General features: G+C 59.9%; 1 protein-coding gene. It reads left to right on the top strand.

Features of this window, described 5'->3' with window-relative positions; all coding sequences use genetic code 11:
- Nucleotides 1-724 precede the first annotated feature (724 nt).
- Nucleotides 725-16507, top strand: a complete 15783-nt coding sequence (locus ETC27_RS04480) for a carbohydrate-binding protein (protein WP_136253820.1) — start codon at nt 725-727, stop codon at nt 16505-16507.
- Nucleotides 16508-16573 lie beyond the last annotated feature (66 nt).

The following is a 16573-nucleotide window of genomic DNA, read 5'->3' as shown; positions in this document are numbered from 1 at the left end:
TGTTGCCAGGAAGGCTATTGCCACCTTGCGTCCTGGCCCTTTCTTTCCATCGAAGTACAAAAGTGAGTGGAGGCTCCTGCGCACTGCCCTGTTGCGAAAGAGAAAGCGTCTCGATTTCTATAATGACGCCATTTACCACTACCTGTTTTTTAGTATTAGGGAGGTGGTAGTGGTTGGGCTAAACCAGAGATTACTTCTAAATGGCCAGGTTGCAAGTAGATAATGGGGTTGTTGTGAGGTTTTTTTTGCAGGTTTATTTGGCTGGCGCTTATGTGATGAGTTTTTACATATTTTCCTGTTTTTTTTATGACTTTATGGTCAAAATTAAAGGTTGAATTGTTTAATGTTTATTCAGTAGGCCTCTCGTCTTTACGAGAATGGTTTTTCTAATGCGCAAAGCGCTTTGATACGCATCGTAACGTTTTTGTTGAGGCTATATTTTCATGTAATATATTGTATTTAAAAGGAATTTATTTTGTTACGTGCTTCATTTTCCCATTTTGAAACCCAGTGTAAAAATACCTTTGACGTGTAAAAAACCCCATCTAGACTCGTTTCTAATCGGACCGATAGCCGGGTTAAGGCCGTGAGTTTCGATTTCTGTAGCGGGAATAATTGCGAAGGCTCTGTACCTTTAGGCAGGGGCTCGGCGCTATAAAACATCAAAGTGGCGCAAAGAATACGCTAACTAAAATATTATCGCGGGGTAGGGAAAATGTATTCCATGTCATTCGTGTCCAGTCGTCTCAAGTCCATCGCGGCCAAGATCAGCAATGGGGATAAACTGGAAGGCAATATCTTCCAGAGTCACGGAATTAGTGTCACACCGCCCCAAACCGCCTGGGGAGATTCGGTCAAGGCAATGCGAATGACTCTTGAAGATGCTCGCGACAACCTGTCGGTATTCGAGCGCTTCGAACGCCCCTTCGTCTTCGATCACCTTCCGTCCCCCAAGCCCGGCAAGCTCAAGATGATGCTCGAGGCTCTGGATGAGCAGGGGCAGGTATTGCCAGGATCTGGCTACCGCTATGGTTTTGAAGTCGATGAACAGGATGCTGTAGGCGATCAGACCGAACCCCCGGTCAAAGACACCGCTGACCAAGGCAGTCAGCAAGACGGCCCCGATGGAACCGAGGTGCCGGTGGACGAAAGCAAGACGCCTTCAATCGAAAAAGCGCCTTCGGTTGAAGAAGAGAGCGAGACAGATAACGAATTGCCGAGCGAGCCAGTGGCTCAGGATGAAGAGACAGCACCAGTGATGCTGGCCCGCAGCGCCGAACCTGCCGCTTCCTCAGGGCCTTCGCCTCTGGCCGAGCCCACGACCTTGGCCGCTGCGGCGGCCATCGCACCGGCAAGCTTTACGACCATCCGGATCGAAGCCGAAGACCTCACCGATAGTGATGGCGATGGCAATTCTGCCACCTTGAGCGGAGCAGGCCTCGCGGTAGTGGCTGGTGCTGAAAATCCCCTCAACACCGACAATGCCTCGGGCAATGCCTACGTCGATTATTCGGCCGATACGGGAGAGACCCTGACCTTTACCTTTAGCGTCGATGAGGCCGGTGAGTATGAGCTCGCGCTTGGCTATGCCCTTAGCCAGAACACTGATGGGTCCGACCGTAATCGTCCGCTGCGTCTTGATGTCAATGGTGAGCTTCAGGATCGAATGTTCGACCTGCCCAGCACGACGCTGAACAGTACGCCGTCAGACTTCAGCGATTTCGGCGAGCGCACGATTCGCGTTCAGCTAGAACAGGGCGTGAATACGGTCAGCTTGACCTCCAATGGCGCCAGTGGTCCCAACGTCGACTATCTGGAGGTGCGTGCGCCGGACCCGGATGTCTACGTCGTTCAGGGCGAGGATCTGGATATCGGACCGACATCAGATACCGAAGATACCGGCACTAACCGCGTAGTAACGCTCGACAATATCGCCACCTTGGGGGAAGGCAATAATGAGACGTTCCGCGTTGGTGCCGAGGGAGCAAGCTATCTCGACTGGGCTTTTGGCAATGCCGATGCCTACGGCGATTTCACTCTCGATGTAGCGACCGCTGGTACCTACAGCGTGACCGTGACCTACGCGACAAGCAGCGGCCGTCCGCTGGATCTGTCCCTGGTCGACGGCGGGACGCTGACCCCGCTTGGCCGTTTTGACTTCAATGCGACGACGGCGCCGGATTATTACCCCGACGATACTTTTGCTGATATTGCAGAACCCAATCGCCCGGGCGACGGCACATCCTCCGCATGGGAAGGCTGGTCCACCGAAACCCTGCAAGTCTCCCTCGCCGCTGGCAGCAATACGCTGCGCCTGGGTGGTGAGACCAACGGCCCCAATATCGACAAGGTCGAAGTGGCACTGCTCGAGGCCGACCCGGTTGACCCCACCGGGCCGGTGATCGATGCCATCGTTGTGCAGGCCGAAGACGCTGTCTTAGGGGCTGGTAACGATGCAGGCACTCTGGTACGTGATGCCCAGAATCCCGAGAACGGCTCAAGCTTCCAGGGCCTTCGTCCCGATTATTCTGGCACTGGCTACGTCGACTACGGTAGCGTGCCGGGCGATAGCCTGACCTTCACGATTAACGTCGTGGAAGCGGGCGACTATGACCTGAACTTCCGCTACGCCAGCAACGGTGATCGGCCGTTGAACCTTGCCGTGAACGGAAGCGCGATTGGTGAACAGCCGTTTGTCACCACGGACCCGGATGGCGGCGGCGAGGCTGAAGGCTTCGACAACTGGGGTTACCAGAGCCTGACTACGGCTCTGGTCTCCGGTGACAACACCATCACCCTGAGCATTCCTACTGACGCTGGAAGCGGACCGAACCTCGACCGCCTTGAGGTGACCACCGCCGGCACCGGCCCGGTGGGCGATGTCGTGGCGGATGCCGATGCAAGCCCGCTTACCTTCAGCGCCGACAATACCGTCATCAATGCTGCGATCGTGGGCGAAGCCGGTTTCAGCGTGACCGGCCTCGATGATGATATTGCGTCTGTGGCAGTGAGCTTCGATGGCGGTGTGACCGTCGAAGAGGTGACCCCGGCCCCGGATGGCAGCTTCACTCTCGATCTGTCGGGTCGTGACGACGGTGACCTCACGGCCACCCTGATTGCCATGGATGCCTTCGGCAACCGTGCCGAGCAGACCCTGGCGCTGACGCTTGATACCACCGCCGATGAAGGCAGTGACCTGGCCCTCGATGGCCCGGTTGAGCCCATTGAAGCCGACGGCAGCGACGCCGTGGTCTTCAGCGTGGCGGGCATCGATGCCGACTCGACCCTTGAAATCAGCTTCGACGGCGGCGCGACCCGCCAGGCGGCGACGAGCGATGGCGATACCCTGACCGTCGACCTGTCAGGGCAAGCGCCTGGCGATGTCACGGTGACACTATTCGTGACCGACACGGCGGGTAATGAAGCGAGCGCTGCTGACACGGTGACGCTTGCGGCCCCGGCGGGGCCGACGGATCCGGTGATCGAGCCTATTGTCGTTCAGGCTGAAGCCGCCGAGCTGGGCGCTGGCAACGATGCCGGGACACTGGTGCGCGATGCCCAGAATCCCGAGACAGGAGGCTTCCAGGGCTTGCGTCCTGACTACTCCGGTACCGGCTATGTCGATTACGGCAGCGCTGATGGAGATAGCCTGACCTTCACGATCAACGTCGTGGAAGCGGGCGACTATGACCTGAATTTCCGCTACGCCAGCAACGGTGATCGGCCGTTGAACCTTGCCGTGAACGGAAGCGCGATTGGTGAACAGCCGTTTGTCACCACGGACCCGGATGGCGGCGGCGAGGCTGAAGGCTTCGACAACTGGGGTTACCAGAGCCTGACTACGGCTCTGGTCTCCGGTGACAACACCATCACCCTGAGCATTCCTACTGACGCTGGAAGCGGACCGAACCTCGACCGCCTTGAGGTGACCACCGCCGGCACCGGCCCGGTGGGCGATGTCGTGGCGGATGCCGATGTGACGCCGCTTGCCTTTAGCGCCGATAACACCGTCATCAATGCTGCGACGGCCAGCGAGGCTGGGTTCACTGTGACCGGGCTCGATGATGATATCGCTTCTGTTGGTGTGTCCTTCGACGGCGGTGTGACCGTCGAAGACGTCACGCCAAATCCAGATGGTAGCTTCACGCTGGATCTTTCTGGTTTCGCTGATGGCGATCTGTCGGCCACGTTGATCGCCATGGACGCCTTCGGCAACCGTGCCGAGCAAAGCCTGGCGCTGACGCTGGATACCACCGCCGATGAGGGCGGTGACCTGGCTCTCGATGGTCCGGTTGAGGCTATTGAAGCCGACGGCAGCGACGCCGTGGTCTTCAGCGTGGCGGGCATCGATGCCGACTCGACCCTTGAAGTCAGCTTCGATGGCGGCGCGACCCGCCAGGCGGCGACGAGCGATGGCGATACCCTGACCGTCGATTTGTCAGGTCAAGCACCTGGCGATGTCACGGTGACGCTGTTGGTGACCGACACGGCGGGTAACGAAGCGAGCGCTGCAGACACGGTGACGCTTGCCGAGGCCGGCCCGCTGGTGCTCGATGTCACCTTCGATGACACCACCATCACGCCCTACAACGAGACGCAGGATAATCCGGCAAGCGGCACCGGTGCCGCAGTGGAAGATGATGGCGCCACACTCTCACTGACCGACAACGTCTGGAAGCGTGCGGCGCTGCCGAATGAGTACACCATCACCGACCAGACCGTGCTGACCCTGGATGTGGCCATTTCCACCTCACCGCTGTCGGAAATTGTCGCCATCGGCTTCGATGCCGATTCCAACCCCTTCAATGGCGGCAATAGCGTCTATCAGCTTGGCGGGACCCAGAGCCAGGGCGGCTTCGTCGATCTGCGCGGTCAGGGCGTCGACAACGGCGATGGGACCTTCCGCTTTACCATCGACCTGTCAGCTCATGCCGGCACCACGATCGATTCGCTGGTCTTCGTCAACGATGATGACCTGGGTGATAAAGGCAGTGCGAGCTTCAGTGCCGTCAGCCTGTCGGAAGCCGAAGTCGACGACACCAACAATGCGCCGCGCGTGGTGGGTGGAGGTATCGCCGATCTGAGCCTCGATGAAGGTTCGAATATCGAAGTGGACTTGCCCTTCGTCGATGACGATGGCGACGACATGACCTTCAGCTTCGTGATCACCGATAGCGATGATCAGCCGGTCGCGGTAGACGGCCTGAGCGTGGTCGATCGGGTGCTTTCCGGAAGCCTCGAGGGGCTGGCGCCCGGGAGCTACACGGTGACGGTGACGGCGGATGATGGCAGCGCCAGCACCACGACCGATTTCGTGCTAAGCGTCGAGAATGTCAACGATGCGCCGGTGGCAGAACCTGCTGCTCTCGAGCCTTACTTCGGTGAGGTAGGCGAGAGCTTCATTCAGATTCCGCTTTCGGATTTTGCTCCCCTGTTCTCCGATCCCGACGGTGACAGCCTGACCCTTTCCGCCGAGGATCTGCCTGCTGGGCTCGAGGTGGTGGGAGGTGTGATTCAAGGCACGCCCAGTCAGGGGGGCACCTTCGACGTGGTGATTCGGGCTACTGACCCGGACGGCTTGTCGGCGACTCAATCCCTGAGTTTTGTCATCGAGGGCACCCAGGTCGGCGACGCCATCACGATTGAGGCGGAGAACTTTACCGATCTTGATGCCAGTAATCTGATCGTGACCGGCAATGCCGCAGCCTCCAATGAACAGCTGATTCGTCTTACCAGCAATACGCCTGCCACTATTGGCACCGACCTGTCGGCGAGTGGTGTGGAGCCCGGCTGGTATGTCGCGCGTCTCTATGTGTTTGACGAAACCGATGGCGAGGGTGCATTGACCCTGACCATTGGCGACACCGTACTGGAGGCCCGCAACACATCAAGCGACAGCTTGAGTGCCGATGTGGTGCTGAATGATGACTTCGGCACCATTGTGGGCAGCGGGGCGCGAGGTAACGCCGGCCAGAGTGGCAACCGCAAGGAAATCGTCTTCGAAACGCCTTTTGAGGTCACCGCCGGTGATCTGGCAGGGCTCGAACTGCGCGGTGCCGGCGGTGAGCTGATGCGCATCGACTCCCTCGTGTTCGAACGTATCGAAGAACCGGTCAACGCGGTGCCGACCCTCGACGGACTGGCAGCAGATGTAAGCGTCGACGAGAACAGCACTGCCGTCGCGAGCCTGGTGATCGATGATGCCGATGGCGACAGCCTGACCGTCACGCTCTCCGGTGCCGATGCGGCGTTGTTCACCTACGACAATGCAAGCGGAGGGTTGTCGTTTATCAACCCGCCGGATGCGGAACTTGCCGCCGACAGCGATGAAAACGGCATCTATGAATTGACCGTGACGGTCACCGATGGCGAGGACAGCGTATCCCAGGACACCCTGATCACGGTGGTCGATCTCAATGAAAGCATCGCTATCGATCAGACCGTATTCTCGGTCGATGAGAACCTGACCGAGATCGGTGCGATTCCGTTGGTCGATGAAGACGGGGTTACCACCGGGCTTAACGCCCCGGTGTTTGCCATCACCGGAGGCGTCGATGCGCCACTGTTTACCATCGACGAGACCACCGGCGTGCTCAGCTTTACCAGCGCCCGTGACTTCGAGCTGGCGGTGGATGATAACGAGGACGGTGTTTACGAAGTAGAGGTAACGGTTACCGACGGTGACCTTACCGACGTCCAGACCCTGGACGTCACCGTCAATGACGTCGATGAGGCGCCTTTCTCGCCGCTCAGCCTGCAGATTCAGGACGGCACGGTGACCAGCTTCGATGACGATGCCAACGATACCGATACCACGGTGCGCAATGCCGACAATCCCGAGGATAACGATAATCTGGAGAATGGATTGCGCCCGGGCTTCACCGGGACCGGCTATCTGGACTTCGGCGATACCGCGGGCGACAACGTTACCTGGCAGGTCGAAGTGACCCAGGCGGGCCAGTACGACATCAGCGTGCGCTATGCCACCAATACTGATCGCCCGCTGGACCTGGCCATCAATGGCGCCGCGCCGGTCGGCCTCGACATGCTGGCGACCGACCCCGATGGCGCCGGGCCAGAAGAAGGCTTCGACAACTGGGCGTTCGAGACCGTCACCGTCACCTTGGAGGCGGGTACTAACAGCATCGAACTGGCAATACCTGAAGGCGCGACCACTGGTCCCAATATCGACCGGATCGAAATCACCGAGGGCGGTACCGGCCCGATTCCTGTCGATGAGAGCGCCGACGCCGATGGCAACCTGACCCTGACCGCCGCCGACGAGACGCTTGAGCCTGGGCAGCTTGCCACAGCGCTGTTCAACGTCGCCGGGGCCGATGATGACATCGTGGCCTATGAAGTCAGCCTCGATGGGGGCACGACACGCACGGTCGTGACCCCGGATATCAATGGCGATATCGCGGTGGATCTTAGCGGCCAGAGCGGCAGTGTCACCGTGACGCTGATCGTCACCGATGCTGTCGGTAACGAGGCTCAGGCCAGCGATAGCGTAACCATCGACGATGGTGACACCGGCCCGGCGCCGTTCGCTTTCGACATCGAGGGAGAAGCCCTGACGCTGTTTGATACCGACAACGTGGGCGACACCCTGGATACCCAGGTGCGCGATGCGAGCAACCCCGAGACCAACACTAACGCTGGCGAAGATGGCCTATGGGATGGCTATTCTGGCACCGGCTACCTGGACATGGGGGGAGATATCGGCGATGCCGCGGCCTTCGACGTGGTCGTCGATGACGCGGGCACCTACACCTTGACGGTGCGGTATGCCAATGGCGGCGGCAACGGCGCAGATCGGCCGATGGATATCCAGGTCGGCGGCACCTCACAGGGCAGCCTGGCCTTCGCTTCTACCGGTATTGATACCGCCGGATGGGAGAATTGGACCGAGACCACCATCGAGGTCGACCTTGAGGCAGGCAGCAACACCATCCGCCTGGAGAACCTGAACGGGAACGGTCCCAACATCGATCGTCTCAGTGTTACACGCGACGGTGTCGAGCCACCGGATGTGGTCGAGCCGGGCGAGCGATTCTCGGTCAAGATCAACTTCCAGCCCGAGGGGGTGGCGGTGCCGGATGGCTACATCGCCGATAATGGCAAGGCCTTTGGTACCCAGTCGGTCATCATCGACGGCCAGACCCACCAGTACGGCTGGGTCACCGAAGCGTCGATCTACGACGACGATGCAGGCACGACGCCGCTGGATATCTCGAGCCTGACCAGCGTGGCGGTCAATGACCGTACCGATGATATCGCCGGTCTCGATGCGCGCCAGGGCACCTACGCTCATTTCGACCAGCCTGGAAGCGCCTATGTGCGCGCCGGATGGGAAATAGAGCTGGAGGATGGTTACTACGAGGTCACGGTCTCGATTGGTGATACCTCCGGGCCTTATGACAGCTTCAATGTGCTGAACGCCGAGGGGGAGCTCATTAACGATCCCTTCACGCCGTTCCGTCCCGCCGACTTCCCGGCGGATGCCAATCCGTCCGACGATACCGACGGCTTCCGTTCGGATCTGGTCACTCGCGTGGTTCAGGTCACGGATGGTCGCTTGACGCTCGATTCCCTGGGCCTTGATAACGAAAACACCGAGATCCAGTACATCGAAATTCAGGCACTGCCCGACCTGACGCCGAGTGATCAGCGTGAGGCGTTCGAGGACTACGCCTTCTTCACCGATGCCCGCGCGATCGCCGGCGTCGGTGAGAATGAGTTGGAAGTGGACCTTGATCCCGAGGATGGCAGCCTGCCCAGTGGTGTCGACCCAACATCGGATATCTTCATTGGCATCTCGGTCGTGGATGGCCGCGGCGGGGCGCTGCTTGAGAGCCTGGCCGACGGCTCGATTCGTCTGATCGAGACCCTCACCGGTGAGGAAGTCAGCTTCAACGCCAACACCACCGGCGGTTTCGACTCCTTGACCATCTCGCCGAGCCAGCCACTCAAGGAGTTCACCAGCTACACATTGGTGATCGACGGCTTCCAGGATCGCGGGCTCAACGACGATCCCAGTGCGCCAACCCGTGAGTTCCAGAAGTACACCAACACCTTCGTGACCGGTGAGACACCTGAGGTCGTCGCTCGCGACGTGGCCTTCAATGATGTGGTGGAGCTCAACGGCGCTGACGATTCGGCCTTTGGGTTCACCTCGCTTGAGATGAGCCCCGACGGCGCCTACATGTACATCGCGACCATCAGCGGTGAGCTGTTGCGCTATGACGTCGACCCGGTCGATGGCTCGCTGGGCAATCGCCAGGATCTGAGTCTACCGAACGATTACTTCGACCAACCCGGAGAGAGTCAGCAGCGGGGCATCATCGGCCTGGTGGTGGACCCCACCGACCCGAACGTGCTTTGGGTGACCGACAACTATCCGATTCCGCTGACCGGGCGTGACAACGGTGTACCCGACTTCAGCGGCCGGATTACCAAGATCACTCTGGACGACGGTCCCGGCTTCTCCGGCACCGCCGAGGCCTATATCACCGGACTGCCGCGCTCCAACGGCGACCATGTGACCAATAGCCTGGAGTTCCGCGAGAATCCTGACTATGACGCGACCACCAACCCGGACGTGCCGAGTCATCTACTGTATCTGATCCAGGGCTCGAATACCGCCATGGGTGAGCCGGACAGCGCCTGGGGCAACCGTCCCGAGCGTCTGCTGAATGCCGCGGTGATGGAGATCGACCCCACCCGTGATGCACCGGCCGGCGGCTTCGATGTCACTACCGAACCGCTCCCCGAGGACGGCCAGAACCGGCGCTTCGACGATCCCGACGGCCATCCTAAGGATGATCCTATCCCGATGGGTGACGGCGAGTTCCTGGTATTTGATGAGCGTGGCGTCGCCACCGTTCAGGACGCCAGCGGCAACGTGCTGCAAAGCTACTACGACCCCTTTGCCGAAGATGCGGTGCTAACGATCTTCGCGACCGGGGCGCGCAACGCCTATGACCTGGTGTGGCATTCCAACGGCTTCCTCTATGTGCCGACCAACGGTTCAGCCGCCGGGGGCAATGTACCGGACGACCCGTCGACCCCTGAGGATGAACGCTATACCAATGTCGAGAAGCAGGACGACTATCTGTTCAAGATCGTCGAAGGTGGCTACTACGGCCATCCCAACCCGCTCAGGGACGAGTACATTCTGAATGGCGGCAACCCGACCGCAGGCACTGACCCGAATCAGGTCGACAAGTACCCGAGTGGCACCAACCCCGAGGGCACCTACGATATCGCTGGCGTCTACTCCTTGGGCGAGAACCGTTCGCCCAACGGGGCAGTGGAATACACCAGCGGTGTGTTCGGCGGCAACCTGCAGGGTAATGTGCTGTTCACCGAGTACTCCGGCGGTGACGATGTTCGCAGCGTCACCCTGGACGCCAACGGCAACGTGATTGGCGACGATGTGCTGCGTGATCCCGATGGCAATGTCATCACCTACGTCGACCCGCTGGATATCATCGAGAACCCGGCTACTGGCCAGCTCTATCTGCTGACCTTGAATCGCGGCAACGGTCAGAGTCAGATCATCCGGCTCGATCCGGCGCCGGGTGGCGTCGTGGATCCGGTGGACCCCGATCCTGAACCGGGCGACGATCTGGTGTCGCTGCTGGTCATCCAGGCCGAAGATCAGACGCCCGCTGACGGTACCGCCGTTACGACGGCAACGGGTAGTGATGCCGAGATCGAGATTCGGGATATCAACAATCCTGAAACCACCGAGGGCTTGCCTAACGGTCTGCGTCCCGGCGCCTTCGGTATCGATGGCAATACCGACGACAATGACGGAACGCCAGGCGGTTATGCCGACTTTGGCTCCACCAACGTCGACTTCCTCACCTTCAGCTTCGACCTTACCGCTGACCAGGCAGGGGACTCAGTACTGCGCCTTCGTTACGCCAATGGCGGCGACGCCGATCGTCCACTCGAGGTGTTCGTCAATAACGTAAGCGTCGGGGTATTTGATTTCAGCCCGCCGGCAGGCATCGTCGATACGGATGAACGCTGGGCCGAGTGGCTGACCGAAGACGTGGCAGCAACGTTGGTTAGCGGCCAGAACACCGTGCGCCTGCAGGCCACGGATAATACCGGCCCCAACATTGACCAGCTCGAAGTGCTGCAGTCTCCGCCGGATAGCACGCCCGGCTTCGATGAGTACGAGGCCGAGGGAGCGGCATTGGATGGTGCGGTGGTGGTGCTGGCCAGTGACGACGATCGTAATGCGTCAGGCGATGGCTTCGTCGACTTCGATGGTGCGGCTGACCAGACCATTACCTGGACCATCGATGCGACCGAGGCGGGCAGTTATGACATCGGCTTCCGCTATGCACTGGCGGCGACCAAGGAGGACCGCCCGCTGGGGCTTAGCATCAACGGCGTCGATCTTGGTCAGTTGAACTTCGTCGGACAAAGCAACGCCGACGAGAGCGACTGGTTCTTCCAGAATGCTCTGGTCACGCTGCAGCAGGGTAGCAACACCATTACGCTCACCGCGCCTGGCGCGGTAGGCCCGAACATCGACCTGCTGAGGGTGCCCGATGCACCGTCTGATACCTTTGTTCCGGTCTATGCCGACGTCTCAGACGGCTCGCGTATCGAGCTCGAGAGTGGCGACAGTGCGCGTACGCTCAACGAGTTAACCGCCGACTTCTACTTCACGGTGGATAGCACCGGGCTCTATCGCCTGGATCTGGCGGCCAACGCTGGCGCCGATGATGGTCAGGGCCTGACGCTGACCCTGAACGGTCAGCAGGTAGAAGTGCTGACCTATCCAGGGGAGGGCGATGCGGGAGAAGAGGGTGCCTATGTCGAACTCGAGGCGGGCGTGGAGTACAACCTGCGGGCGGTATCCACGGCTGACGGCGCCGATGATCTGGACTATCTGGATGTCACACCGGTCGTCGGTAACGATAATGCCGATATCGAGGTACAGAGCGGCGATGCCGCCTATTACTCAGACCGGTTGCACTTCAGCTATCTGGAGAACAACAGCGCCTCGAACCCAGACCGTGACTTCAAGGAAAGCGCCACGGTCACGATCTCCAATACCGGCAGTGAGGTGCTTGAGATTCTCGATGCCGATATCGAGGGGCCCTTCGTGCTTGAAAACCCGTCGGTCTTCGATGGTCTGACGCTTGCGGCAGGGCAATCCATCGAGGTCACGGTGCTGTTCGACAGGGCGAGCTATGTGGCGCCCACCAACGATGGCGGTGACGGTGTCTTCGAGGGGCTGATTCGCCTGACCACCAATGACGCTGACTCGCCGGTCGCCGAGGTCCACATGGCCGGCTTCTGGCAGGCACGGGATGAGGGGGGCTGGGAGCCCAACGTCAATGAAGTATGGGAGGTATTCGGCTTCGGTAACCGCATCGACGGGCTACCGACCACCGGCGGCGGCGAAAACTCGGTGCTCAATGACTTCGACCTTTACCGGCCGGTCAATGATGACGAGGTGTTGTCTCGCTACTGGTCGCTGGCTGACGGTGTCGGCGAAGCCAAGATCACCCAGCTGGCGGCCTACCATGGCGGTGGCGGGGCGACCCTGGGCATTCATAACCCCGGCAACAAGGGCCAGGATGTCATCTTCTCCAACCATGCCGGGGATAATAACCAGACCCTGCTGCCGGTGAAGAGCAATGGTCAGTTTGCCACGGCAAGCTTCGGGCTCGATGACATCCCTGCTGGGTGGTCTGGCACCGGTGTCTTCGGCATCGAGGTAGCCAACCTGTCGACTGACCCGTCGCTGAATCCCTCGGGGGGTGGTACACCGCCTGCCGATGCCGATGGAATTGAACGCGGCTACACCGTGCGCATGTTCCGGGCACTCGACGCCGACGGCAACGTGATTCCCAACTCCTATGTGGGGATCATGGACTACACCGGCATTAACTATGACTACAACGACAACATGTTCCTCATTGAGGGCGTGACGCCAGTTGCCGGTGGTGAACTGACGGTCATTAACAATGATGTACTGCCCTCCAACGATCGACTGGTGATGTCGCGGATCGAAAATCCGGTCAACAACCAGGTGGTGCATGATGAAGCCACCATTACGTTGCGCAACGATGGCTTCGAAGATCTGACGATCGACGATGTGGCGGTCAGTGATACGACGCTGTTTGAGCTGACCGAGGCGTTCAGTGGATTAACGCTGGTGCCTGGCGAGTCGGTGGATATCACGGTGCGCTTTATTGCCGATGACCCGAACGATGGCAGCCTGTACGAGGCGAGCCTGATCATTAGTTCAAGCGACGCCGATGAAGGCGAGAAGGTGATCGAACTCGCGGGGCTTGCCCAGAACCAGTCCGAAAGCGGTCAGGAACCGACGGTGCAGGAGATCGTCAACGCCTTCGGCTACTCCACCAATGTGGTTCAAGATCAGATGAACAAGGGAGGGCTGGTAGAGGCCAACGGTGACGAAATTCTGTCGCCCTACTTCCAGCGCGCCGATGGAAGTTCACCGGTCAATATCACGCAGTTGGCTGCTTATCATGGGCAGGGGGACATTGCGCGGCTGTTTATCCACGATGTCGATAGCCGTGATCTCGATGAGGTCATCGTTCACGACGAGCAGGACGGTCAAACGTTGTTCCCGCGGGCACTCAATAGTGGCAGCCAGAAAGCCGCCGTCAGTATCGAGCGCGATGATCCCTTCGGTTTCTTCGCCGAGATATCTGATCGCCAGGGCTACATCTCCTGGTCTGATCCTGACGCGAACCTTTACGAGGACACCATTGATGCCATCGGTAATCCCGGCAATAACCTCAACTGGGACGACAATGACGGTCATCTGATTCGTGTCTATGTGGCCAAAGATGGTGCCGGCAACGTGATCCCGAATACCTATATCGTGATTCAGGACTACGCGGGGGTGAACTACGACTACAACGACAACATCTTCTTGGTGGAGAACGTAACCACCTATGATCCCACTGGGGTGGAAGATGCCGACGGTAACGGACGGGTGGATCTGTACGACGACGATGACAACGACGGCGTGCCGAATTTCCTCGACAACCCGGACCCGGAGCCGGTCGATCAGACCGCCTTCAACGCGACCGAAACCGCTTGGGCAGTAGGCAGCGAAGGCCTGACACTCGAGGGCAAACTGTATGACAACGGTGGGCAGGGCGTGGCGTATAACGACACCACCGCTAGCCACTCAGGGGCCGCTTTCCGATCCGATGAGGCGGTGGATATTTCCAACGGTACGGAGGCACTGGGTTACATAGACGATGGCGAGTGGGTCGAGTACACCCTCAACGTCGAGACGGCGGGCACCTATACGCTTAGCTTCTCGACCTCCGCGACCACCGATGGCAAGTCCATCACCGCCGCCTTCGAACAGGGGGCAGGTTTCTATACCCCGGCGCAGGTGCAGACCTTGCCCAACACCGGCAGCTTCACAAGCTTCCAGACCGTCGGTCCGTTGACCTTTGAGCTGGAAGAGGGTGAGCAGGTGCTGAGGCTGACCTTTAATGGTGGCCAGTTGGATCTGGCGTCGTTCACCCTGGACTTTGTAGCACCGGTGGACGACGGTCAGAGTGCCTTTAATGACACGCAAACCGCCTGGGAAGTGGGCGCCGAGGGGCTGAGCCTGGAAGCGCGCTTCTATGACAACGGTGGCCAGGACGTCGCCTATAACGATACCACCGCTGCCCACCAGGGTGATGCCTTCCGGTCCGACGAGGCGGTGGATATCTCCACGCCCTCGCAGGCGATCGGCTTCATCGAAGACGGCGAGTGGGTGGAATACACCATCAATGTGGCGGAAGACGGCGTCTACGAACTGGATTTCCTGACCGCATTGGCCTCCTCCAGCCCGGCCGCACGCTCGGTTACCGCGAGCTTTGCCAAGGGCGACACGCCCTACGCGACGGCCTCACCGGTTGGTGTGTCTCCAACAGGCAGTTGGACGAACTTCACCCAGACTGACACTACCCAGGTAGCGCTCGAAGCGGGTGAGCAGGTGCTGCGGCTGACCTTCAATGGTGGGCCCATGGATCTGGCCTCGTTTAACCTAGTGCCTGTTGATCCCACCCCGGTCAACCAGGCCCCGGAGGTGGAGGCCGGTATTAATGACATCACGATGGTGGAAGGCGAAGCAATCGACTTCAGTCTGCCGGACGATGCGTTTGTCGATGGCGATGGCGATAGCTTGACCTATACCGCCAGCGGCCTGCCCAGTGGCATATCGATGTCGACGGCAGGCGTGTTCTCCGGTACGGCGACAAGCGCGGGAAGCTTTGACGTTATCGTGACGGCTACGGATGGTCAGGACAGCGTTCAAACGGCGTTTACGTTAGCGGTTGAGGAAGCACCGGTGGATGACGGCCAGCAGGCCTTTACGCCGGATGGCGCGGCCTGGGAGGTAGGCAGTAGCTTCAGCCTCGATGCGGTGAACTACGACGAGGGAGGCCAGGACATCGCCTACAACGATGCCGATGCCGCCCAGATTGGTACGGCGGTGCGTCCCGGCGATGGCGTGGATATTGTCGGCGACGGTGATGCGATCGGCTGGGTAGATGAGGGCGAGTGGGTGGAATACACCCTCAACATCCAGCAGGCGGGGGTTTACGACCTGTCGTTCCTGTCAGCCCTTGGCGATGGTAGCGGTGCTCAGCGCAGCATCGCGGCGACCTTTACCAAAGGCGACGGCACGCCCTACGTATCGACCGATCCGGTGGTGATATCGCCGACCGGCGGCTGGGGCGACTTCCAGCCCACCGATGCCACCCAGGTGGCGTTGGAGGCCGGCGAGCAGGTGCTGCGACTGACCTTCAATGGCGGGTCGCAGGATCTGGCCTCATTCAGTCTGGCGCGCGATGGACAGCAGGCCTTCAACGCAGGTGGCACTCCCTGGCTGGTGGATGCCGACGACGGTCTGGCGCTGGATGCCGCTCAGTTCGACGAGGGGGGTCAGGACGTTGCCTACAACGATGCCGATGCCACGCAGATTGGTTCGGACTTCCGCTCTGAGGAAGGGGTGGATATCGTCGGGCAGGGCGAGGCGATTGGCTGGGTGGATGACGGTGAATGGGTGGAATACACCATCAACGTCGAAGAGGCAGGAAGCCACACCCTATCGTTTGTGACCTCGTCACCTAACAATGGTCGTACTATCACTGCGGCGGTTGAGCAGGAGGGGGGCTTCTACGATCAGGCAAGTGGTTCGGTGCCGAACTCCGGTGCTTGGGGCGTCTATGTCGATGGGCCCTCGTTGACTCTGGACCTGGAAGAAGGGGTGCAGGTACTCCGCATCACTTTCAACGGCGGCTCGCAGGACCTGGCGTCCTTCCAGATCACTCGTGATCCGGATGTGGCACCGGCCAGCGCTCCGAGCGTGACCACGTTGATGACCATGTCCGACGACAGCGATGCGACCCCGGCGCCTGCCGATGACGACGCGCCGATGAGCGACGATGTGGCGCTCCAGGGTGTCCAGGCGGAAGACCAGGGAGGCCTGCTATGACAGCCAGCATGTAAATGGCGAGAAATGCGTGTGCAGGTGAGCCGGAGAAGAAGAATGCGTGAGGTA

Source organism: Onishia niordana (genome assembly GCF_004798965.1).
GTDB classification, from domain to species: domain Bacteria; phylum Pseudomonadota; class Gammaproteobacteria; order Pseudomonadales; family Halomonadaceae; genus Onishia; species Onishia niordana.
The sequence above is the reverse complement of the archived record's forward strand: the minus strand, read 5'-3'. Positions and strand labels throughout refer to the sequence as shown.